This is a genomic window from Pseudomonas frederiksbergensis (assembly GCF_003732275.1).
Classification (GTDB): domain Bacteria; phylum Pseudomonadota; class Gammaproteobacteria; order Pseudomonadales; family Pseudomonadaceae; genus Aquipseudomonas; species Aquipseudomonas frederiksbergensis_H.
In genome coordinates this window covers 1,399,147-1,421,354 of record NZ_MOBM01000038.1, presented here as the reverse complement: position 1 = coordinate 1,421,354, position 22,208 = coordinate 1,399,147, and the positions used below count along the sequence as shown (strand labels likewise).

At 56.8% G+C, this 22,208-nt stretch carries 21 protein-coding genes and 5 pseudogenes; 19 read left to right on the top strand and 7 right to left on the bottom strand.

From position 1 onward, the window contains the following. The 3 genes from BK662_RS25935 to BK662_RS25925 form a co-directional block, all read left to right on the top strand. Positions 1–684, top strand: a 684-nt coding sequence (locus BK662_RS25935) for a carbon starvation CstA family protein (protein ID WP_311196292.1), incomplete at its 5' end; no start/stop codon positions are given. 15 nt (positions 685–699) lie between these two features. Continuing rightward, a complete protein-coding gene (locus BK662_RS25930; RefSeq protein WP_007900300.1) occupies positions 700–897 on the top strand; it encodes a YbdD/YjiX family protein in 198 nt (65 codons plus the stop codon). 249 nt (positions 898–1,146) lie between these two features. Next, a complete protein-coding gene (locus BK662_RS25925) occupies positions 1,147–1,512 on the top strand; it encodes a histone-like nucleoid-structuring protein, MvaT/MvaU family (RefSeq protein WP_123359370.1) in 366 nt (121 codons plus the stop codon). A 55-nt stretch (positions 1,513–1,567) separates the two neighbouring features. Here the strand turns inward: BK662_RS25925 and BK662_RS35370 are convergent. After that, positions 1,568–1,752 (bottom strand): annotated as a pseudogene (locus tag BK662_RS35370) (cysteate racemase); the annotation flags it as partial. Positions 1,753–1,754: 2 nt separating this feature from the next. Between BK662_RS35370 and BK662_RS35375 the strand changes: the two are divergent. Next, positions 1,755–1,925: pseudogene (locus BK662_RS35375) on the top strand (LysR family transcriptional regulator); the annotation flags it as partial. Between the two features lie 278 nt (positions 1,926–2,203). On the opposite strand, the gene BK662_RS25905 reads toward BK662_RS35375, so the two are convergent. Then, positions 2,204–3,403 (bottom strand): MFS transporter, encoded by a 1,200-nt coding sequence (locus BK662_RS25905; protein WP_123359371.1) that lies wholly within the window; start codon positions 3,401–3,403, stop codon positions 2,204–2,206. Positions 3,404–3,489: 86 nt separating this feature from the next. Beyond that, a complete protein-coding gene (locus tag BK662_RS25900) occupies positions 3,490–4,449 on the bottom strand; it encodes an alpha/beta hydrolase (protein WP_375539010.1) in 960 nt (319 codons plus the stop codon). A 332-nt stretch (positions 4,450–4,781) separates the two neighbouring features. Between BK662_RS25900 and BK662_RS25895 the strand changes: the two genes are divergently transcribed. Then, positions 4,782–5,699 carry an AraC family transcriptional regulator gene (locus BK662_RS25895; protein WP_123359373.1) on the top strand — a complete coding sequence of 306 codons (918 nt, stop codon included), beginning with the start codon at positions 4,782–4,784 and terminating at the stop codon, positions 5,697–5,699. A 141-nt stretch (positions 5,700–5,840) separates the two neighbouring features. Further along, positions 5,841–6,365: a cupin domain-containing protein gene (locus BK662_RS25890; protein ID WP_123359374.1), complete on the top strand. Its 525-nt coding sequence runs from the start codon at positions 5,841–5,843 to the stop codon at positions 6,363–6,365. A gap of 311 nt (positions 6,366–6,676) precedes the next feature. On the opposite strand, the gene BK662_RS25885 is transcribed toward BK662_RS25890, so the two are convergent. Continuing rightward, positions 6,677–7,351: a dTMP kinase gene (locus tag BK662_RS25885; protein ID WP_123359375.1), complete on the bottom strand. Its 675-nt coding sequence runs from the start codon at positions 7,349–7,351 to the stop codon at positions 6,677–6,679. Between the two features lie 225 nt (positions 7,352–7,576). Then, complete coding sequence (wrbA, locus tag BK662_RS25880; protein ID WP_123359376.1) at positions 7,577–8,179, bottom strand: NAD(P)H:quinone oxidoreductase; 603 nt, start codon at positions 8,177–8,179, stop codon at positions 7,577–7,579. Positions 8,180–8,402: 223 nt separating this feature from the next. Here wrbA and BK662_RS25875 point away from each other — a divergent pair, with 223 nt between their 5' ends. Continuing rightward, entirely contained in the window at positions 8,403–8,816 is a 414-nt protein-coding gene (locus tag BK662_RS25875) for a DoxX family protein (RefSeq protein WP_123359377.1), read from the top strand. 11 nt (positions 8,817–8,827) lie between these two features. Here the strand turns inward: BK662_RS25875 and BK662_RS25870 are convergent. Continuing rightward, a pseudogene (locus BK662_RS25870) lies at positions 8,828–9,004 on the bottom strand (FAD-dependent monooxygenase); the annotation flags it as partial. A 205-nt stretch (positions 9,005–9,209) separates the two neighbouring features. Beyond that, positions 9,210–10,619: a type VI secretion system-associated FHA domain protein TagH gene (gene tagH, locus BK662_RS25860; protein ID WP_123359379.1), complete on the bottom strand. Its 1,410-nt coding sequence runs from the start codon at positions 10,617–10,619 to the stop codon at positions 9,210–9,212. Positions 10,620–11,083: 464 nt separating this feature from the next. Here tagH and BK662_RS25855 point away from each other — a divergent pair, with 464 nt between their 5' ends. The 12 genes and pseudogenes from BK662_RS25855 to BK662_RS25800 all read left to right on the top strand — a co-directional run. Next, complete coding sequence (locus BK662_RS25855; RefSeq protein ID WP_123359380.1) at positions 11,084–13,333, top strand: type VI secretion system Vgr family protein; 2,250 nt, start codon at positions 11,084–11,086, stop codon at positions 13,331–13,333. A gap of 11 nt (positions 13,334–13,344) precedes the next feature. Then, positions 13,345–13,503, top strand: a pseudogene (locus BK662_RS25850) (DUF6484 domain-containing protein); the annotation flags it as partial. A 489-nt stretch (positions 13,504–13,992) separates the two neighbouring features. After that, positions 13,993–14,532 (top strand): DUF6484 domain-containing protein, encoded by a 540-nt coding sequence (locus tag BK662_RS25840; RefSeq protein WP_123359383.1) that lies wholly within the window; start codon positions 13,993–13,995, stop codon positions 14,530–14,532. Positions 14,533–14,540: 8 nt separating this feature from the next. Further along, entirely contained in the window at positions 14,541–15,776 is a 1,236-nt protein-coding gene (locus BK662_RS25835; protein WP_123359384.1) for a TIGR02270 family protein, read from the top strand. After that, a complete protein-coding gene (locus BK662_RS25830; protein ID WP_123359385.1) occupies positions 15,773–16,885 on the top strand; it encodes a DUF2169 family type VI secretion system accessory protein in 1,113 nt (370 codons plus the stop codon). The genes BK662_RS25835 and BK662_RS25830 overlap by 4 nt, the downstream gene beginning before the upstream one ends. An 8-nt stretch (positions 16,886–16,893) precedes the next feature. Continuing rightward, the gene (locus BK662_RS25825; protein WP_123359922.1) at positions 16,894–17,943 is read left to right on the top strand and encodes a hypothetical protein; all 1,050 of its coding nucleotides are present in this window, start codon (positions 16,894–16,896) and stop codon (positions 17,941–17,943) included. Next, a complete protein-coding gene (locus BK662_RS25820; RefSeq protein WP_123359386.1) occupies positions 17,940–18,329 on the top strand; it encodes a PAAR-like domain-containing protein in 390 nt (129 codons plus the stop codon). The genes BK662_RS25825 and BK662_RS25820 overlap by 4 nt, the downstream gene beginning before the upstream one ends. 9 nt (positions 18,330–18,338) lie before the next feature. After that, the gene (locus BK662_RS25815) at positions 18,339–19,118 is read left to right on the top strand and encodes a hypothetical protein (RefSeq protein WP_148057940.1); all 780 of its coding nucleotides are present in this window, start codon (positions 18,339–18,341) and stop codon (positions 19,116–19,118) included. A 29-nt stretch (positions 19,119–19,147) separates the two neighbouring features. After that, entirely contained in the window at positions 19,148–19,864 is a 717-nt protein-coding gene (locus BK662_RS25810) for a hypothetical protein (protein WP_123359388.1), read from the top strand. Positions 19,865–19,905: 41 nt separating this feature from the next. Beyond that, positions 19,906–20,607: a hypothetical protein gene (locus BK662_RS25805; RefSeq protein WP_123359389.1), complete on the top strand. Its 702-nt coding sequence runs from the start codon at positions 19,906–19,908 to the stop codon at positions 20,605–20,607. A gap of 323 nt (positions 20,608–20,930) precedes the next feature. Next, positions 20,931–21,110: a hypothetical protein gene (locus tag BK662_RS34850; protein WP_185047164.1), complete on the top strand. Its 180-nt coding sequence runs from the start codon at positions 20,931–20,933 to the stop codon at positions 21,108–21,110. A gap of 340 nt (positions 21,111–21,450) precedes the next feature. Further along, positions 21,451–21,925: pseudogene (locus BK662_RS25800) on the top strand (transposase); the annotation flags it as partial. Positions 21,926–22,208 lie beyond the last annotated feature (283 nt).

Below are 22,208 nucleotides of genomic sequence, written 5' to 3'. Positions count from 1 at the left end.
GGTGAAAACACCATGGCGTTCTGGTACCACTTCGCAATCCTGTTCGAAGCGCTGTTCATTCTGACGGCCGTCGACGCCGGTACCCGTGCAGGACGCTTCATGCTGCAGGACTTGCTCGGCTCGTTCGTGCCAGCGCTCAAGCGCACCGAATCCTGGACCGCCAACCTGATCGCAACCGCCGGTTGCGTGGCGATGTGGGGTTATCTGCTGTACCAAGGCGTGATCGATCCGCTGGGTGGCATCAACACTTTGTGGCCGCTATTCGGTATCTCCAACCAGATGCTGGCTGGTATCGCGCTGATGCTGGCAACCGTCGTGCTGATCAAAATGAAACGCCAACGCTACGTCTGGGTGACCATGCTGCCAGCAGTGTGGCTGCTGATCTGCACCACCACCGCAGGCTTCATCAAGCTGTTCGACGCCAACCCGGCGATCGGCTTCCTGGCGCTGGCGAAGAAGTACAGCGATGCGTTGGCCAACGGGCAGGTTTTGGCGCCGGCCAAGAGCATCGAACAGATGCAGCATGTGATCTACAACGCCTACACCAATGCGACGCTGACTGTGCTGTTTTTGCTCGTGGTGTTCAGCATCCTGTTCTTTGCACTCAAGGTTGGCATTGCCGCCTGGGGCACCAAAGAACGTACGGATAAAGAAGCACCATTCCAGGCTCTGCCGGATGCTTGATGGAGGAGGGTGCCCATGTTCAATGACCTGAGTCGCCTTGGTAAATACCTCGGTCAGGCCGCACGCTTGATGGTGGGCATGCCCGACTACGACACTTACGTTGAGCATATGCAAACCAAACACCCGGACAAACCGGTGATGAGTTACGAGGTGTTCTTTCGCGAACGTCAGGAGGCTCGTTACGGCAGCAAGGCGGGACCGAAGTGCTGTTGATGCGAAACATTTAAGCGGCATTCTGCTTTAGGAGCCCGGCCTGCCGGCGATAGCGATCTTCGAGACGCTACCGTCGGCAAGCCGGGCTTTTTTTGTTGTTGTACTTTTTAGACTTGCCTCTAGGTATCGCATAGGACTTTAAGCTGACGGTTGCGCAGGGTAATTAATCCACTACAAGGATGTAAGGGGACTTTTCTTTAGCTGGCTCTGTCACATGTACATACATTCAAAACACATATGAGGTTTTACATGTCCAAGCTCGCAGAGTTCCGTCAACTCGAAAAACATCTGGCTAAACAGCTCCAGGCTCTCGAAGCACTGAAAGGTGATGCAGGCCTCCAAAAGGAAATTGATTTCGAAAAGAAGCTGCGTGATTTGCTAGCCAAATACGGCTATAGCCTGAAAGACGTGATCAATCTTCTTGAGCCACAAACTGGTCGTCGCGCATCAGCAACCGCGCCGAAATCCGGCACACGCAAGCCGCGTCAGGTGAAGATCTACAAAAACCCAAACACTGGCGAAGTCGTTGAGACCAAGGGCGGCAACCAGAAGACACTGAGGGAATGGAAAGCTAAATTCGGCTCCGCCACTGTCGAGTCCTGGCTGACCAAGTGAGTTGGGTTTGAGTACAAAAAAGGCCCGCGGAGGGCCTTTTTGTAGCTTATACAGGCTAGTACCTGTGAGGCTTGACCGTATTTTCACGGGCAAGCTCGATGCACTTCAATGCCAAAATAGTTGTCGGGTCGATCAACGCCACTGTATGTTCTTTATCTTGTAGGCTTCGCTATGTTCGAGCACCAGAGGCAGCTCTGTGCATCCCAAGATGAGCACATCAGCGCCCAGTTCACATAAATGCTATTGACGAGCTTCAGCGAGGTCAGTTGGTAAAAGCGGGTGGTGATGAATGGAGTACGCGACTGGAGATACGCTCCTACTGCTCCATCACCAATGAGAACCCTACGATGCGCAGTCTATGGAAAACCCTCGAAGGAGCTTCCCGCGATCTCCATGGCAAAACAGCCAGTTGATTGAAGCTCCAAGGCTCGAAAAGCATTCCTCAAGAACACTTAAAGCCAGCGGGGAGGGAGGGTCATCAACTTCGCCTCGCTGGCCGTCATGGATCACCCGAAGAGGACATTGCGCCGGTGCTATTCCTCGCCAGCAAGGATGCACACTTCCTGACGGGTTACAGCCTGACGCCCGACGGTGGCCAAATCATCGACAGCGCACGCTGATCGTCACGTCCAACCTGCGTGCGTATGCTCCCCCGAAACCACAAGATATGCCTTGGCGTGTCTTGTGGTTATCAAGCGATGTTCGCCGCGGCAAGAGGCTCCCGCGATGCTGCGCGTGCAGCCAGGAAGGCAAGAACGGCCGCCACGCCCAGCACAGCGGCGCTCAACTCGAAGGTCGCTCGATAGCCGCTCAAGTCAAAGACCAGGCCGCCAACGGTTGCGCCAGACGCAATGGCTAGCTGGATGATCGCCACCATTAAGCCGCCTCCCGCTTCAGCAGCGTCTGGCAACGTTCTTGCCAGCCATGTCCACCATCCCACGGGCGCAGCAGTCGCAACCAGTCCCCAGAGGCCAAGCAAGATAGTCGTGGTGGCCGCCGAACTACCGAATGAAACAAGCGCCAGTGCAATCACCGCCATCAAGATCGGGATGACGATGAGGGTTCGATGCAGGCCATTTTTCAAGAACGCTTCAATCAGGAAGGTTCCTGCGAGGCCCGCGATACCCAGGACGAGCAACATCAACGACAGTATGGAAACACTGACGTGCGTGACCGTTTCAAGGAACGGGCGCAAATAGGTAAACAGCATGAACTGGCCCATGAAAAACACGCTGACCGCGACCATGCCTAACGCGACCGGCGTGCTTTTCATTAACTTGAAGACGTTGCCAGTGCCTGAACCGCTTTTCGATTTCATCGGAGGAAGGCTTAACAGCAGCCATACACAAGCGACTATCGCGACTGGGATGACGCACAAGAATGCACCGCGCCAGCCAATCAGGGCGCCGAGAAAACTGCCCAATGGCGCTGCAATAACCGTCGCCAAAGCATTGCCGCCGTTGACGATGGCCATTGCGCGAGTGATCTGGTCATCAGGCACCAGGCGCATGGCGGTTGCTGCCGACAATGACCAGAAGCCACCTATCGCAACACCGATCAGCGCGCGGCCGATCATGAACACCCAGTAGTTCGGCGCGAACGCGACCACTGTTCCGGAAAGGATCATCAACAGCGTCAGTGAAAGGAGCAGCGGTTTGCGGTCGACCCGCGCAGCCACCGATGCGATCAGAAGACTGGTGAACAAGGCGAACAGTCCCGAGACGGAGATTCCCTGACCGGCTTGTCCCTCGGTGACGTGTAGATCTGCGGCAATCGGTGTCAGCAGGCTGACGGGCATGAACTCCGATGCCACCAGCACGAAGGCAGCGAGCGACATGGCGAATACGGCGCCCCATGATTTATGGGGCACTGGGAGGAGGTGATCAGTCATTGGTTGAACCCTGTATTGCGCGAAGCGTCGTAGCCCCGAGAACGAGGCTACGAGAGAAGTGATGCCCGGCCAGGGCACCGATCAGGCTACTTGAGGTTGCTTTTGAAGAACGTGGTCAACTTGGCGAATGGAATGAGGTTGACCCGGTCGTAAAGATCCACGTGTCCGGCATCTGGAATAATGAGCAACTCCTTAGGCTCGGCGGCCCGCTTGTAGGCGTCCTCACTGAACTCGCGTGAGTGCGCCTGGGCGCCGGCAATGAACAGCAGCGGGCGAGGGGAGATAGTCTCGATGTCATTGAACGGATAGAAGTTCATGAACTTCACGTTGCTGGTCAGCGTCGGCATGGTGGTTGTCTGCGCCGATGCGCCGGCCGGAGTGACTTCGCCTCGGTGGGTGCGATAGAAATCGTAGAACTCGTCACCCACGGCATTGCCGGTCAGTTTGAGCGGCGTGCCGCCGGTGTAGCGGATTTCGCCACCCTGGAATTCGGCATTGCGCTGCCCGGTGGCGTCGCGAATGATCTGCTGGCGTTGTTCCGCAGTCACTGCGTGTTTGAGACCGTTACGGTTGGCCGCACCCATGTCGTACATGCTGACGGTGGCGATGGCCTTCATGCGCGGATCAATCTTGGCCGCACTGATAGCGAAGCTGCCACTGCCGCAGATACCGAGGACGCCGATTCGCTCAGGATCGACAATTGGGTGAGTGCCGAGAAAGTCCACGGCGGCACTGAAGTCTTCTGTGTAAATATCGGGCGAGACGGCCTGGCGAGGCGTGCCCTCGCTCTCGCCCCAGAAGGACAAATCCAGGGACAGTGTGACAAATCCTTGTTCGGCCATTTTGGTAGCGTACAAGTTCGCACTCTGCTCTTTCACCGCCCCCATCGGATGCCCGACAATGATGGCGGCGTTCCTGGATTTGGGGGCGAGGTCTTTCGGGGTGAACAGGTTGCCCGCCACCTTCATGCCGTATTGATTTTTGAAGGCGACCTTTTCAACGGTCACTATCTCGCTTTTATAGAAGTTGTCCGCGCCGTTTGACATATCGGCTCCCATTGAAGAAAAAGAGGTAACGAGAAGCCCCAGGGCAAGAAAAATTCCTTTCACCGGATAGTCCTTTCGATTGAGTTGTAGTTTGCTGGAGTGTTTTGACCCAAGTGCTTAATCAGCCAACATGGCGTTGTCGATCACGAAGCGATACTTGACGTCATGGGAGATTCCTCAATGGGTGTGTCGGATGAACATTCTCCGGCTCTGCCCATACTCCCTGTAGTGCATTTCGCTGGATTACTTGCCTGATTCTATGAGTCTCTTTTTTTTTGCAGGACGGTCGTGAACTGGCGAGTTAGAGTTCAGCGAAGAGGTACAAGACGAACATGACGATCAAACACGACACCGCGCCTCAACAGACATCGCCGCAAGAAACGCTTGCGCAGATCATCGGTGCGCAGATCCCGAAACCAGGTGATTACGGAACGCCCATTACGGGCCTCGGCTTCTTCAGGCGCGAACATCCATCGCCGCCTGTCGTCTGCATGGTCGAGCCAAGCATCATCCTCGTCGCCCGGGGTGAGAAACAGCTCTGGGTAGGCGGCGAAGGCTACCCGTATGACACATCGCGATTTCTAATCACCTCATTGGACTTGCCTGCCAATTCAGAAGTGCTGGCGGCAAGCCCGGAACAGCCATGCCTGGGACTGACTTTGAAGCTCGATCTGCGCATGCTGGCTGAGCTGATAGCGCAAAGTGACCTGCCACCAACCCGTGATCGATCAGTTGCGAAGGGGGTAGGAATTGGTTCAGTGACCCCTGCAATGCTGGCGTCATTCGAGCGCTTATTGGCACTGCTCGATGAACCGGAATCCATTCCTGTTCTGGCCCCCTTGATTCAACGCGAGATTCACTACCGTCTCTTGCAGAGTGATCAGGCGAGCCGGCTACGACAAATAACTTCTGTCGATGGCCAAGGTTATCGGATCGCCAAAGCCATCGATTGGCTGAAGTTGAATTACACCTCGGCGCTTCGCATCGATGAACTTGCGGCCCGAGTGCAAATGAGCACTCCGACCTTTCACCACCACTTCCGCCAACTCACCACAATGAGCCCCTTGCAGTACCAGAAATGGCTGCGACTGAACGAGGCGAGGCGATTGATGCTCAATGAACATCAGGACGTATCCAGTGCGGCTTATAAGGTCGGATATGAAAGCCCGTCCCAGTTCAGCCGCGAATATAGCCGTCTGTTTGGCGTACCTCCCAAGCGGGATATTGCGGTATTACGAGGGCAGGGGTAGCTATAGAGTCAAGCCGACGTTGCGTTTGCTCACGCTTTTAAACGCTATCGAAATAAAACGACTAAACAACCATTTAGCATAGTTATAATCTATCGACAATATCCTAGTGATAGCTTCGGTATTTTAATGAGGGCAATCCACATGACCAATAGTGAGCTCGACATTCAAATTCCCGACGCTGAAGCAGTGATCGCCGCATTGGTTCTGGAGCCTCACATGGAAGGCGGTTTCTACCGAAGAACCTTTCAATCTGATCACCACGCTATGGTGGAGATCAATGGCGGTCAACGTCACTTGATGAGTTCAATTTATTACTTGCTGACCAAGGATTCACCGATCGGGCATTTCCACCTGAATCAATCGGACATCGTTCATTACTACCATTTGGGAAACCCGATTCAGTACAGCCTGATTTTTCCAGACGGCACGTTGAAAACTGTGGTGATGGGCAGCGACGTTATCGCCGGACAATCTTTGCAGCTGCATGTACCTGGTGGCGTCTGGAAAGCTTCGCAGCTTATGACGGGTTTAGCGGAATACGGATTGATCAGTGAAGCGGTTTCACCAGGGTTTGATTTTGCAGATATGGAGATGGGCAGTCGGCAGAAGCTCAGAGAGCAGTTTCCCGAGCATTCGGAGCTGATTGGGAAGCTGACGCAAGGATGAGGGGCTTGGGTGAATTGAGGGCTTCAAAATCTGCGTGCAACCGGGCTAATCTTGAAACATGATGTTACGTGTAATGTATATTATGTTAAATGATGTGTCTGGGTGGAACTCTACCAAAGGTTCTTTCAAGCTACCAATCCCCGATCCCTGTTCGAGCCAACTCAATACCCCAGCCCCAGCAAACGACACTCGAACCGTCTGATCATGTATGACCCATCCCGGGAAGCTTCGGCTCAGAGTTCGATGACAGGCACCCAGATCAAAGCATCAGCCGGCTACCGCTGCGGCTATAAATCATCCCTTCGATTCTGCTAACGATCTATATCTACGGCTATCTCCGCATCAAGGCCGGCGCAGCGAACTTCGCCTACGGGGCATCGAAGGACTCTATAGATCTCAGAAATCACCTGCATCGTTGCGTCCTCGATCGTTCCTTCGTTACGGCATAAAACCCAGCCGTGATCTGCAATCGCTCGCTCGAACGCCTTGGTACAAGCGACATGTTCTTCCAGCTTATGGATCACAGTACTGCTCAGCCCACGCCGTCGTGCCGCTGCCCTCGCCCATGAAATTTCAGGGGCGGTGACAACCCCGACATGCAGGTCTGGCACTTGCACGTTTCGATCAATGTTCAACTGTAGAATCTCTGCAAACGGGACTATCCGGCGAAACGCGGCATCAGACGGGTACCAGCGATCGATCAAGATGATGCTGCCTGGTGGCTGTTTAGCCAGCACGTGCCGGGAAATCCAGGTACGGCTATCAGCAAAGCGCTCACAAACCTGCAACTCCAAATCCCGAGTGGGATTTCTGACGAGTTTGTTCACGAGGGTCATTGTTTCACCCCTATAGGGATCGCTTTTTTTCTCGCAAAGTCGGATCACCTTTTTATTGTCTGCCCTTAGTACTTTCGTAACGGCCTCCAACAGTGTGGTTTTGCCGGATCCCTTGGGCCCATCTAGAGAAACAAACAGCGGACGATTCATTCTTCACATAACGATTGATATACGGTTTTTTTTGCCCGATTCGTTCGCTGGAACCGCTTGGCGCGACTACGCGAATCGAGTGGAGGGCCCTTATGAACAGACATTGATGAACACTCTAACCCGGTTTCTGGCTAACGGGCCTCAAAATCCAGGGTTACAGCTGCTTATGAACATCGTCGAAGCTCGACTCCTGTCCTGCAACATGTGCCCATTTACGTGTTTGCGTTAACCCGCGATCTTTATTGCAAGCTCAGCGACGTGTTTACCCTGGAAACGCGCAATATCCAGTTCATTTTGTGACGGTTGCCGTTTACCGTCGGCGCCTGCCAGGGTGGTCGCGCCATAGGGTGTGCCGCCGGTGATCTCGCTCATGTTGGTCAGCCCTGCGCAGGTGTAAGGCACACCCACGATGACCATCCCTTGATGCAGGAGTGTGCTGTGGAACGACGTAATAGTGGTTTCCTGGCCACCGTGCTGGGTGCCAGTCGACGCAAAGACACTGCCGATTTTCCCGACCAGCGCGCCGCTCATCCACAGTCCGCCGGTCTGGTCGAGAAACGTGCGCATCTGTCCTGCCATATTGCCAAAGCGCGTCGGTGTACCAAAGATAATGGCATCATAATTGGCCAGCTCGTCAGGTGTCGCCACCGGTGCCTTCTGGTCAAGTTTGACGCCGATGGCTGCTGCCTGTTCGGCCGGGATGGTTTCAGCGACACGCTTGAGCGTCACGTCGGTGCCGGGTACGGATCGTGCGCCTTCGGCCACTGCGCCAGCCATCGTTTCGAGGTGACCGTACATTGAGTAATAGAGAACCAGTACCTTCGCCATGATTTTTCTCCTGGATTAAGCGCCATTCGATGAATTAGGAAGATCTTGGATTAGCGGATTAACACTAGCAGCTCCGTATGCCGCCTGCTGGCAGACAGAGATGCTTTTATCGCCCCTCCCCCGTCCCAGCGCAGCCTGACAATCAGCTGCTAGTGTTAAAAGTGCGCGGTTTCAATACAAGACTTACTTGCGCACCCTCTCTCGCGTCCACAGGCGGCACACCATGAGATACAACCTGTTTGAGAATCAGAGAAACGAGATCATCCTGCTAGCCCGCATCCTTCTAATGATCCTTTTCATCATTTCCGGCTGGGGCAAGCTGACCCACTTTGGCGGTACCGTTGCTTACCTGAGCTCACTCGGCGCGCCCATGCCCATGGTCGCTGCGGGGGTTGCGGTCGTCATGGAGTTCTTTGTCGCCATAGCGATTGTCGTGGGTTTCTACACCCGCCCACTCGCATTTCTCTACGTCTTGTTCGTACTCGGCACAGCTCTGATCGGGCATCACTTTTGGACTATGGTTGACCCAGAGCGCGCGGCCAACATGACCCAATATTTCAAGAACCTCAGCATCATGGGCGGCTTGCTGCTGCTGGGCATTACAGGTCCTGGCAAGTATTCGGTTGATGGCCGATAGCAGCGCGCGCCTTGCGGCCGACTCGCCAGAACCTGTGGGTCTGCCAGCAGTCGGGCCAAAAGCCAGGCATCTTCCAACCCCTGCCCCGCGCCAGCGCCCTGGTGCGGCAACTTGGCGTGGGCCGCATCGCCGATCAGCCCTATGCGGCCGTGCACGTAGCCCGGCAGCTCTTCGAGTTCGTGCAGAGCTCAAAGGGCCGGATACGTTCAAGTGGCATGGTAGGAGTGGCGTTCACTGGCGCGGTCCTTAACGGGCCGCTAGCGTTCGACAATAGCTTTGGCATGTCGTCGGCCTTCTTGATATTTATTATTCAAATTTTGAACTACTGATAGCCAAACAAGATCAATCAACTATTTAATGTCAATTAGCCTTGATATAACTAATTGATGACACTTAGCCTTTGCGCAACTTTGCACTTTGTTCTTCATAAGCACGACTGAATTCGCGCCCGAACAAGTCCTCGAAATCATCTTCGGCCTCTCTGGAAATGCTCGCATAACGTTCCGTGAACAACTCCCAGCATTGCGCTTGACGTGTACCTGGTAGCAAAGCGCCAATACCCGAAGGCTTACTCAAGCGCGCTTCCAATACCTCCGGCTGAAAACGCTTGAGCAGATGTTTGATCGAGGCTTGTACGCCCGCCATAACGGCCAATTGATGCGCTTTGAGGTCGTCGAAGCTTTCCTTGATGGCCTGGTCGGCCGGCATGAAGGCTTGATTGCCGGCGCGCAGTAACAACAGCAGCGCCTCATCGACATTGGGGGCGAATTTGAGGGGATTGTTCTCCACCGGGCGGATCATGGTCTGGGCCATGCGGAACTCGCCCTTGAGACTGGCACGGGCGCGCAGCACCTCGATCAGCCCCTCCACCATATGGCGGTAGCTACGGCCAATGGCCTCCATCTGAGCGCAGGTTTCGTCTCTATCGATCCGCAACTGGTCGAGCCCGGCGCCCCTGAGAAAGGCTTCCAGCACCTCATTGCTGCTCTCATTTGCGGGCGCTGGGGTCGAAACCGCAGCCAACGGGTCGACTGGGGCTGGTGTGCTGCTGTCCATATTCTCCGCCGCCGCGGGCAATGGTTGCGGCTGTGCTTGCGGGGTGGGCGGCGCTACGGGTGTCGGGCCTATGCCCAGCTCGGCGAAGGGGTCCCAATCTCCCGGAATTTCTGGGGTTTCGCCGGTTCCGCTGGCCTGATGGACGCTGGGAGGCTGTGGCTCCGGCGGGCGGAAATCATGGCGCTCGGCCGGCACGTAGTCGGCCACGGCAGACGGCGGCACCGATGGGGGCGCGAGGAAATCAAACAAATCGGAGGGGATATCCGGGGGCGAACCGCTCGACTGGATCGGCTCTCTGCTGGGGGGCGCCGGGGCCGCGCCGGGAATCGCCTGAGGCGCCTGAGGCGCCTGAGGCGTCATCGGCGTATCGACGAGGCCGGCAAAGGGATCGCTCGTTGCAGGCGCCTCGTTGATGATCTGTGGGGCGTCGTTGATCTGCACCAGGATGTCGTACTCGCCCACGCGCAGTCGTTCGCCGTCCCGTAAGGGTTCGCTGTCGCCGCGGTGTATGTGCACGCCAGCATTCACCAACTGCACACCATTGGTGCTGTTGTCGGTCAGGTAGTAGGTGTCGTCACGCAACTGAATGACGCAATGCTGACCGGATACCAGGCGCTCCGGGTCTGGAAGTATCCAGTCGTTCTCGGGGTTGCGGCCGATTTTCAGCTCACCGCGATCAAGCTCGAACTCCGTGCGTTGGCCGGGCGTAAGTTTGTGATAGTTGGTGATTGTCAAACGCAACGGCATTAGCACTCCTTGTACGATATTGCTCCATAACGGCTCGGGTATGCCAACCTGTGCACCTGAGTATAGTCCCTCTGAAACGGTTCAATGTCGTCAAGGTTTTTGCGGTTGCATCCGCTTTTTTTGAATAAATCCTATAACCAAAGAAACTAAATAAATGACCACCGGTCACCTACCTTGAAACGTCTCGGTGTTCGCCCCATTGGTCGGAGAGTTTCTTGACAAGCATTAAACAGCGCTAAGACTTGAACCTGAATTGTTAGAGATGACGCCAAAGTGGCTCTGGACAGAAGGTTAATCCGCAGGAAACGGATTTAGTCGTACGTTCGCTCTGACTGAGTGCCGATTGTGAGGCCGATATGGAGATCATCTCTGTGGTGGATGTACTGCGATGGTTGGACACGATTTCCCCTGACACCCTCGAGAAGGCCGACTGACGCCCGTACACGAGCCAGAGGAAGCCGTTCATGGCAATCACGCAAAACAGCCGCTTGGTGCAGGTCGACAGTCCCCTCGGCGGCGATATCCTGTTGTTGCAGAACATGGAAGGCAGCGAAGAGCTGGGGCGGTTGTTCCACTACGAGCTGGATCTCACCTCCGAAGACCGGGCGATCAAGTTCGATCAGTTGCTGGGCAAGCCGATGGGCCTGACCCTGGAGCTGCACGACGGCGGCAAACGCTACTTCCACGGCATTGCCTGCAGCTGTCGACAACTGACCGGCCACGGCCAGTTCGCCGGCTACCGCGTCAGCCTGCGGCCCTGGCTCTGGCTGCTCACGCGCACCTCGGACTGCCGGATTTTCCAGAACAACACGGTGCCGGACATCATCAAACAGGTGTTCCGCGACCTCGGTTTCTCCGATGTTGAAGACAGCCTGAGCGGCAGCTACCGCCAGTGGGAATATTGCGTGCAATACCGCGAAACCAGCTTCGATTTCGTCAGCCGGTTGATGGAGCAGGAAGGCATCTATTACTACTTCCGCCATGAGCAGGCGCGTCATGTACTGGTGTTGGCCGACGCCTATGGCGCCCACTCCACGGTGGCAGACTACGACTCGGTGCCCTTCTACCCGCCCGACCAGCAAATGCGCGAGCGCGATCACTTCTACGATTGGCAACTGGCGCGGGAAGTCCAACCCGGTTCGCTGGAGCTGAACGACTACGACTTCCAGCGCCCCCGCACCAACCTTGAGGTGCGCTCCAGTGTGTCGCGCAGTCACAGCAACGGCGACCACCCGCTCTACGACTACCCCGGTGAATACGTACAGAGCAACGATGGCGAGCACTACGCGCGTACCCGCATCGAAGCCATTCACAGCCAGTTCGAGCGCGTGCAGCTGCGCGGCCGCGCCCGCGGCCTGGGCTCCGGCCATTTGTTCAAGCTGACCGGCTACGAGCGCGAGGACCAGAACCGCGAGTACCTGGTGGTCAGCGCGCACTACCACATCCACCAGGAGCCCTACGAAAGTGGCACCCAGGATCTCTCCGAGCAGTTCGTTGGCGAACTCGCTTGCATAGATGCCAGCCAGGCCTTCCGCCCCCTCCCCCTGACCCCGATGCCGATTGTCCGCGGGCCGCAGACCGCCGTGGTGGTCGGCCCCGGTGGCGAGGAGATCTGGACCGACCAATATGGCCGGGTCAAAGTGCATTTCTACTGGGATCGCCATGACCAATCCAACGAGAACAGCTCCTGCTGGATGCGCGTGTCCCAGGCCTGGGCCGGCAAGAACTGGGGCGCGGTGCAGATCCCGCGGATCGGTCAGGAAGTGATCGTCAGCTTCCTCGACGGCGACCCGGATCGGCCGATCATCACTGGCCGCGTCTACAACGCCGAACAGACCGTGCCCTACACACTGCCAGCCAATGCCACCCAGAGCGGAGTGAAAAGTCGCTCGAGCAAGGACGGCTCACCGGCCAACTTCAATGAGATCCGTATGGAGGACAAGACAGGTGCGGAGCAACTGTTTATCCACGCCGAGAAGAACCAGGACATCGAGGTCGAGAACGACGAAACCCACTGGGTCGGCCACGACCGCAGCAAGACCATCGACAACGATGAAACCGTGCACGTCAAACACGACCGCACCGAAAGCGTGGGCAACAACGAGACCATCACCATCGGCGTCAACCGTACCGAAAGCGTCGGCAGCAACGAGACCATCAGCATAGGCAGCAACCGTACGGAAAGCGTCGGCAGCAACGAGACCATCAGCATAGGCAGCAACCGCACGATCAGTGTCGGCGCCAGTGAAACCGCGACCGTGGCCCTGCAGCGCACCCATGCGGTAGGTATCAACGAGACGATCGCCATCGGTGCCGCGCAGGAAGTTGTCATCGGTGCCTTTCAAACGGTGAATGTCGGGGCCTACCAAAACGTCAACGTGGGCCTCTACCAGTCGACCAATGTGGGCGCCAACCGCTCGGTGGACGTCGGAGCCAATCTTTCAACGACGGTAAAAGCAAACGAATCGCGCAAGGTCGGCGCAGGACGCACAACCGATATCGACAAGGACGATGCGCTGACGGTGGGCAAGGATCTTGTCATCAATGCCGGTGACTCAGTGACCATCACGACCGGCAAAGCCAGCATCGTCATGAAGAAGGACGGCACCATCAGCATCCGCGGCAAGGACATCACCATAGACGGCTCCGGCGCGATCAACATCAAGGCCAGCAAGAACGTGGTGATCAAGGGACGCAAGATCCTGCAAAACTAGGAGTGACGCGTATGACGGTTCAATACCCACTACCCAGCCAGGCCCGCATCGATGGCGTGGTCATCGGCGTCCTGCTCGAACTGCCACAGGCCAGCGCGCCCTTGGTGACCTACCCCGGCTGCCCCGAGGAACAGAGCATCGCCGCCCGCAGCACCACCCTGCTCGCCCCTGCAGTGTTGTCGCTGACCGAGGAGTAAGTATGATCTTCTCTTCCGTCCGGTGCGTGATGGAGTTGGGCCGCCGACCCGACGCGGCCCCCGCAAGGGTTGTCGGAAAAACCCGCAGGGCGATCTTCGCCTCCTTCTCAAACGGATTGTGGAGCGTAACTGCCGTAGCGTATCGGCCCGGCACCAATGGCGTGCATGCGCAACACATGCCGGCCTTGCCCCCACAAGCGAAGGTGATAGCGTAACGATAGATTGTGCTTTCTCTCGTGGGAGGGACTTTGAATCACGCAATTGCTCTCAAGACTTTTCCGAAGAAATTTCATTGACACTCGTGACACCTCAGCTAACTTTCATTTACCTATGAGCAAAGGGCCCGCCGGACTTGGCTATCAATATAGTTGCACACCAATGCTTGCCCTCTTTAGTGACGAGAGCAGTTGATCGAGCGTGAGGGTCTCATAAAGCACTTTATTACACAGGGAGAAGTGTTCCATGAGTGACCTAAAAATTGATATCCCCCAACAGGCGCAGGAAGAAGTCCCGCTATCCCCACAAGGGGCATATTCCACTTCATGTCTTTCAACAGCGTCAAAGCAGCCAGCGCCTATCGATTTTCACAGCGCAGTGACAGGCCGTTTACTCGGCATGATCGATGACGGGCAAATACCACTGGTGTCGTGGTCCGAGCAGGAATCCTCCATCGCTCAACCGGCACGCAGCCTCGTCGATCTGCGCAACGATCACGTCGGTCGGGAAGTCTTGTTGATGTTCGAGCAGGCCGACCAACGTCGGCCCATCGTTATGGGGGTGCTACGGGCCAAAGAAAATCGACCACAGGCGTTAGTACCGCTGGAAGTCAGATATGACGGCGGGCGTGTGCTACTGGATGCCGATACGGAACTGGTCCTTCGCTGTGGAAAGTCTCATTTGACTCTACGTCAGGATGGACGGGTGGAGGTATACGGAGAAACCATTGTCACCCGTGCTGCTGGAGCCAACAAAGTACAGGGTGGCTCTGTCCAGTTGAATTGAGGTTCGCCATGAAGAATGGATTCGCTCCGGCCGAGATCTCGTCCTTGCTGAATATTCCTGTCGTAACCGAGCATGCTGACGAGGCTTCGTTTTTGTGGTCCACACGTGAGCAGGCGGCTTTAGCACCGCATTACCACCTCGACCAACTCGCACTGTTGGATGAGCGTGTATTGGCCCATCTTGAAGGCCTACGTGTCGCCGGGGAAACGGGCTTACAGTTGGCCACCCAAGCGTTGGGTGATCTTAATAGCGGCACCCTTTTTGTCGCGGGCTGGCTCGCCTTCGCTCTCCAGAATCGCGAGGCGATGAGCCATACGTTCTCGATCGCGCTCAGCGATCCGGAGCTGAGTGACGCGTTGATCTCAGCGTTATCCTGGCTCGATTGGGACGACCTCGAACCCCTTCTGCAACGACTGGCGGAATCACCACTATCGGCTCATCGCGCCGTCGACCTGGCAGTGCGGGTGGCTCAAGGCATACCGGCACGGCAAACAATCATCGCGGCATTGAATGACCCTGATCCTCAACTGCGTGCCCGAGCCCTGCGTGCGATTGGCGAGCGTGGCCTGACAGAGTGCGAGGGAGCATTGGATAGCGCCACTGCAGATTCGCATGCAGGGTGTCGATTCTGGTCTTACTGGTCGCGTGCGTTGCAAGGGGATTTCCGCGCGGCCGAACTGGCCTTCGAAGTCAGCGAAGCCGCACAGCAAACCGGTCCGGCATTGGAAATCGCCGCGCGTGCAGGATACCCGGACTGGGTGCGCAGCCTCATTCGAGGCTTGGCAGGCAACAGCACAACCTTACGCCAGGCCGTTATTGCCGCCGGTGCATTTGGCGATCCTGCCGTCGTGCCCTGGTTGTTGGAGCTTTGCGGGGATAATGCGTTCTCCTGCGTTGCGGCCGAGGCATTCGCTCTCATCACGGGACTCGATCTGGAGGATCCATCCTTACGTCGCGATCCACTCGACCTGGAGGATGAACACCCGGATGACGCATTCGCATATTGGGTCAGCACTGAAGCACTGCACGACTGGTGGCAAGCCGAACAGGGGCGGTTCACCCCGGGTTCTCGTTATCTAGCCGGGCGACCGATCAGTGAGGCTGCCGCCATCAGGCTCCTGCATGGCGGGACGCAACGCCAGCGACGGGGCGCAGCCATCGAGTTGGCTCGTTTGCGGAAAGGGGCGTCGGTTTTCCCCGTAACCGCCCGTGCCGACCGCCAGCAACGGTGGTTGGCAGCATGAGGTTCACCAAGGTCACCCCGTTCGAGGCCGCTTGGACGATGGGCTTTCAACGTGACGGCTGCGAACTGCTGGTGGTCATCGTCAAGGCCACCTATCGAATGCCAAGCAAACCGGGGCAGCCGGCTCAACTACATGTCGATCAACAGCCGTTGATAGAGGCCGACGAGTTCATTGGCGAGCCAGGAGTCAGCGCCCCATTACGGGAAAGCGATTTCGCGCATTTCAAACCGGCCTGCGATGTATTGGTGATCGGTCAGGCACACGTCCCGGATGGCGGCATCGCCACGCACCTGCACGTCGGCCTGCGAGTCGGCACCCTGATCAAGCATTTCAACGTGGTGGGGGACCGCCACTGGCGCAAAAGCTTGCTCGGCACCGTGAGTGCGAGTGAAGCCCTGCCGTTTACGACAATGCCCGTCGGATATGAACGCGCCTTCGGAGGCATAGACGCTACACGCCTGTCGCGTACCGGCAAGGTTGCAACCTTCCTTGCCAATCCGGCGGGACGGGGTTACTGGCGGCACACGGAGCAAATCGACGGCCAGCCACTGCCAAACACCGAGGACAGTGATCGCCCGGTCACCCGCCACAACGGTAAATATCGCCCCATGGCATTGACGCCAATCGGCCGCTCCTGGGGGCCGCGGCAACGCTATGCCGGAACCTACGATGAGCACTGGTTGAACGAGCAGGCGCCGTTCTGGCCAGACGACTTCGACGAGCGTTACTTCCAAGCTGCGCCAGAGGATCAAATCATCCCTTACCCCCAGGGCGGTGAGGATATGATCTTGAAACACCTGACACATGATGGACTCCGCACCTTCCATTTGCCGCGCCAGACCATGCCGGTCACCTTCATCCCCTACCGAGGCCGAGACATCAACCAGAAGGCGGTCCTCGACACCATCGTCCTGGAGCCGGACAGCGAGCGCTTCACGATGACATGGCGCACCGGGATTGCGCTAAACGGCAGTGTGTTCGAGATAAAGGAAACCATCGTCGGCGAAATGAGCGAAGCCTGGCACCGTACCCAGCGCTTTCCGTATAAGACCTACTACCGCAGCCTGTCTGAGGCGGTAGCGGCCAAGCGAAAGAGGATGGTGCGATGAGGATTCCGATGGCCGTTCGTGCGTCGGGGCTCGTTACCGCGCTTGGCTACAACGCACCCTCCACGTTGGCGGCCTTGCGTGCCGGTATCAGCGGCGTGATGACGAGGGCTTGGGCCGATCGAGAGGGAGGAGAACCCTATCGATGTGCCCGCATCGTCCTGCCACAGCGCTGGACCGGTGTCGAACTGTTGGCCGATCTGGTGGCGCCTGCAATTATCGAGTGCTTGCAGGTCTGCCGCGAGGAAACATTATCGGAAGTTCCGTTGTTGATAGGGACCGCGCATCCATCGCGCCCAGGCCGGCCGGAAATGATCGAGTCGCAACTGCTCGATGCCCTGGCGGAGCGCCTGGATGCTCCTCTGCATCCAGCCTCACGTATTTACCCCGCCGGGCAAGTCGGTTGCGCGCAAGCACTGATCGATGCCCAGACGCTGATAGCGGCAGAACATGCCCGGTATGTATTGATAGCCGGTGTCGATAGCTACATCGACCATGAAACATTGGATGCCTACGAAGTGCATCGACGAGTGCTTTGCACCGGTAACTTCAATGGATTTCTTCCGGGGGAAGCGGGCTCTGCCGTGTTGCTTTCTGCCCCTGTAGCGACCGGAAGCGCGCTGTACGTCATGGGGTATGGCCAAGCGGTTGAGACTGCGCCCATAGATGGTTCCAAACCGTTGCGGGGAGAGGCCATGACCCAGGCGGTGCGCAATGCCTTGGAAATGGCGGGAGTCACCATGTCCGATATTGCGCTTCGACTGAGCGACCTTTCGGGTGAGCACTACAAGTTCAAGGAAGCGATGTTCGTTGCCATGCGGCTGGATCGTAGCGAGCGGAGAAAACCGCTGGATATGTGGCATCCGATCGAATACCTGGGCGAGATCGGTGCAGCCATTCTGCCGTGTCTGCTGAGCTGGGCTGCGCATGCCATGCGCATGAAGTATGCCCCTGGACGTCATGTCCTATGCCATGTGGGCAGCGATACCGGAGAAAGAGCTGCCTTCGTGCTCCAAAGCGGCATTAAGGATAACGACATCGGAAGGGAGGTTACGTTATGAGTGCCAATGTATTCGTCAACGGGCGAGAGCTTTCGGCGGAGAAAGACGATACCCATGTCTTGGGAGCGATGCCGGATGTCTGCCTATCGCCCCCGGCGCCACCAGCCGGTCCTACCCCTATTCCCTACCCCGACTTCGCAAAGGCCAGTAACACTTCTCAGGGAGCGCGGACGGTCAAGGTCAAAGGCGGTCAAGTTGGCCTGAAGAACATTTCCAACTACGCCCGATGTACTGGTGACGAAGCGGCTACACGTTCATATGGGATGAACGTAACTGAGCATTGCCTACAGAGCAAGACGATCGCGCAGGCATGGTCCTTCGACGTCAAGATCGAAGGCAAGAATGCCGTCCGGCTACTGGACCTGACCACAAACAACAACCGCTGAGGCAGCACCATGTCGATATCCGGTGGTCCAAAAGGAGGGACCGTCGCGGACGGCAAAGAGCCGGACTGCAAGGACCTAGAAAAGAAGAACATCGATGCACGTGCTTTTTTCATAGCCAACGGTCCCAAACCAAAAGTAAAAAGAGAAGATCGCCCCAAAAAAAAGAATGGCAACCTAGCCAACAAGACACCTTGGGAATTAGCCGATGGATCTGGCATGACGTATTCAACGGGGTACTACCGTACGGAACCCGACGCCAGCGGAATAACCCAAACCTACTCCAGCAACAAGACGGCTGATAAATACATCAACGGAGCCGGCTTGGGCGGTACCGGCGCGCAGAGGGTCGGCCTCAACGAAACAATCCGCAACAGCCCACCGGACCAACATACCGATGCCAAAAGGAAGGCCGGTACCCTCTGCAACTTCCGCCGTGTCCACCTGGGCGGCGGCTACGGTGGCCATGCCGAATGCAAGATATTCAACGACCTCACCAACCACGTGAAGGGCGCGCTGCGCGACGGCTCGGTGCTGCTCAGCATTGACTGGCGTCCGGAGAACCGCCAGACCGGCGCGACGGAGTACCACGGCACACCTTGCTCCACCTGCTATGACATGCTCTGCGAGGCAGCCAACGAGTGCAATATTGAGATCTGGATCTGCGATCATCAAAACAAACCACAGCCAATGTCGAAGAGCGACTGCAAGAAGCCTGACGGCTACCCAAAACTGGTCAAACTGATCAACGGCCACGCAAAGGGAGGCCGCCTGAAGGCGCCCGGCACCTGAGCGGCAGGCTGAATCTAAAAGGTTGATGAATGAAAATTGCAAACTACCTGCTGACCGCCAAGGTCGACGAGCTACCGATCGACTACAAGTGGAGCGTCAGTATTGGAAACAAATTCCACGGCATGACCGACGACGATAACCCTAAGCTGGGCAAGGCACTCGGCCAAATCAACGAGAAGGCGTCCTACGGCCTAGTCATCGCATGCGTCGAATGGGTAGTCGCGCGCTTGTCCCGGCACCTGGACGTCTCCGACGCTCTGCTGCGCGTGGAGGCCTCTTGGGCGGCGATGATCGATCCTCGCTATGCGCAACTCTCCGCACCCGACGCACCCGATGTCGATGAACGATTCGTGCTGACCGGCCCGCTCTGGTCATCGCTTACGATGATGTGCGACTCTTTCGAAGAAAGCATTCAGACCTCCGACGGCACTGGCCTCTTCGATAGCAGCATCTCCCTAGTCCTGCTCGGGCAACATGTCGTCGGCCGCTCACCGCTATTCAAAACCTGGCTGCCCGACACACTGCAGCGCCTCCAGCAGATATCGCCCAACCGACACCAGCCCCTGCCCAACCAAGCCCCTGTGCTACGCGAAACCTTCGACCCTGCCGGATACGTAGCAGGCAGCGAGGATGCGCTGCGAGATGCTTTTCTTGCGATGTTGGATCCGGATCACAATCCTTACCTGCGACCGGTGGACGAGTTGAAGGCACTGGGTATGACCACCCCTTATCCCGGCAAGCCCTGATGCCCCTACAGCGACCGGGCTGGATCACGCTGGACGACGCAATGCGGCGCAATCTGCGCTTCATCTGGGATGATGCGCGCGTCGACGCTGACTTTCATGCTGACTCCACCGCAGTGCTCGATGCTGCCGAAGATATATCGATTCGCGCCCGCATGGCGCTGGCTATCGGTCTGTATGAATGGGTGGTGTGGCGCTTCGACGGACTGCATAACCACACCGAGCCCGAACAGGTACTTCAGGCCTCGTGGTGCAGCACGGTCGATCCACGCTACTTAAAATATTTCGAGTTTGAGCGCCGCCAGTGGACTGGTCCAATCGACGGTCCGTTGTGGTGCGCGATGACGCACCTAAGCTTTGGATTGAACAATGGATATGCCTATGAAGGTGATCTCTACAGTGCCCTGGGCTTCCTGTATCGGTTGGCTGCCCATGTATTGCCGGAACGCAGCGTGCTCGACCGCTGGATGCAACCTATCCTGATACGATTGGGGCAGCACTACCCAGTACAGACAATTGACCCGTTTGCCGATCTGTTTGACTACCGTATCGGCGAACAACTGGGCCCCCTGATAGGCCGCGATGTCCTGGATCCAGCGCTACCACCAAATATGGCACGTGATCGCCAATTCTTAAGTGAAACTCTGGCTAATGCCGTCGCCACCAAGAATCCATTTCTCGCGACCCCCGAAGACTTGAAAGACCTAGACTTTGAAGGAGAACCCTATCTGTTACCACACTTTTGAAGTATATGCGCCAACGCTACCTTGCCGTCTTGGGAGTGCAGCGAAACCATTCCAATTTCTAAGTGCCCCTTTTCATTGAGCTGACCATAAACCAAGTGAACTAATACTTCAGGTGGGATGGGGTGAAGCTTCCAACAACCACCCTCTCGCCTCGACCTTCACCGACATGAGCGCCGATGAGAAACTGGATAGCAGACAGCTCAGCACGAGGGGTTACCTGATCGGTCACACCAAAAAATCAGGATTGGTCGGATAACGTATTTCCTGCTGCATCGAGTCCAGGCGGTTTGAGAGGGTGTCCCCAGCTTCGCGCGAGGACATCCATGAACCTACCACGCCCTACCCGCTCAACCCTGCTTCTCAGCTTGTGCCTGGTCCTGATGGCGGGAGGACTGGTCTACCAGCACTTCCAGATTACCCAGCTTCGAGGCTCGATCGACGGTGCCGCCGAAAAGACCTCGATCGATGCCATTGTTGCCGCTGACCGAAAACTGACCCAGTAAAGGCTGTTCTGCCGACTGAAAACTGACCCAGGTGTTCAACTACTTCTGCTCACTTTCCGAGCAGGAGAACACAGGGTGATCAGCATGGAAATGTTGGGGAAAATTCGGAGGATGTACTTTCGCGACAAGCTGTCGCTGCACCAGATAATCCAGGCATACCTACGGTATCACCCAGGCAAAAAGCGCTGAACTGATTGCAGCGGTTACTGCGCGGCCTTGCGCGGTGCGAACAGTTCGGTCGTGGCTCAACGATCCTGAAAAGCCAAGCTCAACACCGTGTCCCGATTATGCCGTTGCGAATCTGGAGAAGGCCATTGAGTACATGCAGCGCGCCTTGGCGTTGCAGCGACTGCATGACCACTTCGTCTACCTGGGACGAACAGATCAAGGCGCTGGATAAAGAGCTGGCAAGCCAACTGGCCGACGATGATCTCGGCAGTCGTTTGCTGAGTCTGCCGTGCGTCGGGCCGATCACCGCCAGCCTGCTGGCGGTCGAAATGGGTGATGGTCGACAGTACAAATGCAGCCGCGATTTCGCCGCTTCTGTCGGCCTGGTGCCCAGACAGTACAGCACGGGTGGTCGAGCCAATTTGTTGGGCATCAGCAAGCGCGGCGACAAGAACCTTAGGCGACTGCTGGTCCAGTGCGCCCGGGTCTACATGCAGAGGCTAGAACACCAAAAAGGGGCTCTAGCTAACTGGGTGAGGTCGCTGTTGGTGCGACGACACTCGAACGTGGTGGCCTGTGCCCTGGCTAACAAGCTAGCGGCTCACCATACGCAGTATGAAGCCGGGCCAGACGCTCTGAACGCCTGACCCTGCGGTTGTTGCAGTACCACGAAGCACCTTTCAGGTTTTGCGATAGCTGAACAACAGATGACGTGAACGGCCCACCGGCCTGGCGAAGAACCTGACATAAAAATCGGCTTTAGAAGCCGAGGCATTTTTCAGGATCGTCAGGCGCGACTCTCATCGTGGCGCGGGGCATGCCCCAGATAGACGCCGGATAGATTTAAGCAAGCCGACCACTTCACCCATTGATCAGTATTGCAAAAACGGGGGTGACCATAGATTTTATGTCTCGGCATCGGCTCCGCGT

Coding starts and splice junctions, on each gene's coding strand:
- BK662_RS25930 (WP_007900300.1), top strand. CDS start 700: ATGTTCAATGACCTGAGTCGCCTTGGTAAATACCTCGGTCAGGCCGCA.
- BK662_RS25925 (WP_123359370.1), top strand. CDS start 1,147: ATGTCCAAGCTCGCAGAGTTCCGTCAACTCGAAAAACATCTGGCTAAA.
- BK662_RS25905 (WP_123359371.1), bottom strand. CDS start 3,403: ATGACTGATCACCTCCTCCCAGTGCCCCATAAATCATGGGGCGCCGTA.
- BK662_RS25900 (WP_375539010.1), bottom strand. CDS start 4,449: ATGTCAAACGGCGCGGACAACTTCTATAAAAGCGAGATAGTGACCGTT.
- BK662_RS25895 (WP_123359373.1), top strand. CDS start 4,782: ATGACGATCAAACACGACACCGCGCCTCAACAGACATCGCCGCAAGAA.
- BK662_RS25890 (WP_123359374.1), top strand. CDS start 5,841: ATGACCAATAGTGAGCTCGACATTCAAATTCCCGACGCTGAAGCAGTG.
- BK662_RS25885 (WP_123359375.1), bottom strand. CDS start 7,351: ATGAATCGTCCGCTGTTTGTTTCTCTAGATGGGCCCAAGGGATCCGGC.
- wrbA (WP_123359376.1), bottom strand. CDS start 8,179: ATGGCGAAGGTACTGGTTCTCTATTACTCAATGTACGGTCACCTCGAA.
- BK662_RS25875 (WP_123359377.1), top strand. CDS start 8,403: ATGAGATACAACCTGTTTGAGAATCAGAGAAACGAGATCATCCTGCTA.
- tagH (WP_123359379.1), bottom strand. CDS start 10,619: ATGCCGTTGCGTTTGACAATCACCAACTATCACAAACTTACGCCCGGC.
- BK662_RS25855 (WP_123359380.1), top strand. CDS start 11,084: ATGGCAATCACGCAAAACAGCCGCTTGGTGCAGGTCGACAGTCCCCTC.
- BK662_RS25840 (WP_123359383.1), top strand. CDS start 13,993: ATGAGTGACCTAAAAATTGATATCCCCCAACAGGCGCAGGAAGAAGTC.
- BK662_RS25835 (WP_123359384.1), top strand. CDS start 14,541: ATGAAGAATGGATTCGCTCCGGCCGAGATCTCGTCCTTGCTGAATATT.
- BK662_RS25830 (WP_123359385.1), top strand. CDS start 15,773: ATGAGGTTCACCAAGGTCACCCCGTTCGAGGCCGCTTGGACGATGGGC.
- BK662_RS25825 (WP_123359922.1), top strand. CDS start 16,894: ATGGCCGTTCGTGCGTCGGGGCTCGTTACCGCGCTTGGCTACAACGCA.
- BK662_RS25820 (WP_123359386.1), top strand. CDS start 17,940: ATGAGTGCCAATGTATTCGTCAACGGGCGAGAGCTTTCGGCGGAGAAA.
- BK662_RS25815 (WP_148057940.1), top strand. CDS start 18,339: ATGTCGATATCCGGTGGTCCAAAAGGAGGGACCGTCGCGGACGGCAAA.
- BK662_RS25810 (WP_123359388.1), top strand. CDS start 19,148: ATGAAAATTGCAAACTACCTGCTGACCGCCAAGGTCGACGAGCTACCG.
- BK662_RS25805 (WP_123359389.1), top strand. CDS start 19,906: ATGCGGCGCAATCTGCGCTTCATCTGGGATGATGCGCGCGTCGACGCT.
- BK662_RS34850 (WP_185047164.1), top strand. CDS start 20,931: ATGAACCTACCACGCCCTACCCGCTCAACCCTGCTTCTCAGCTTGTGC.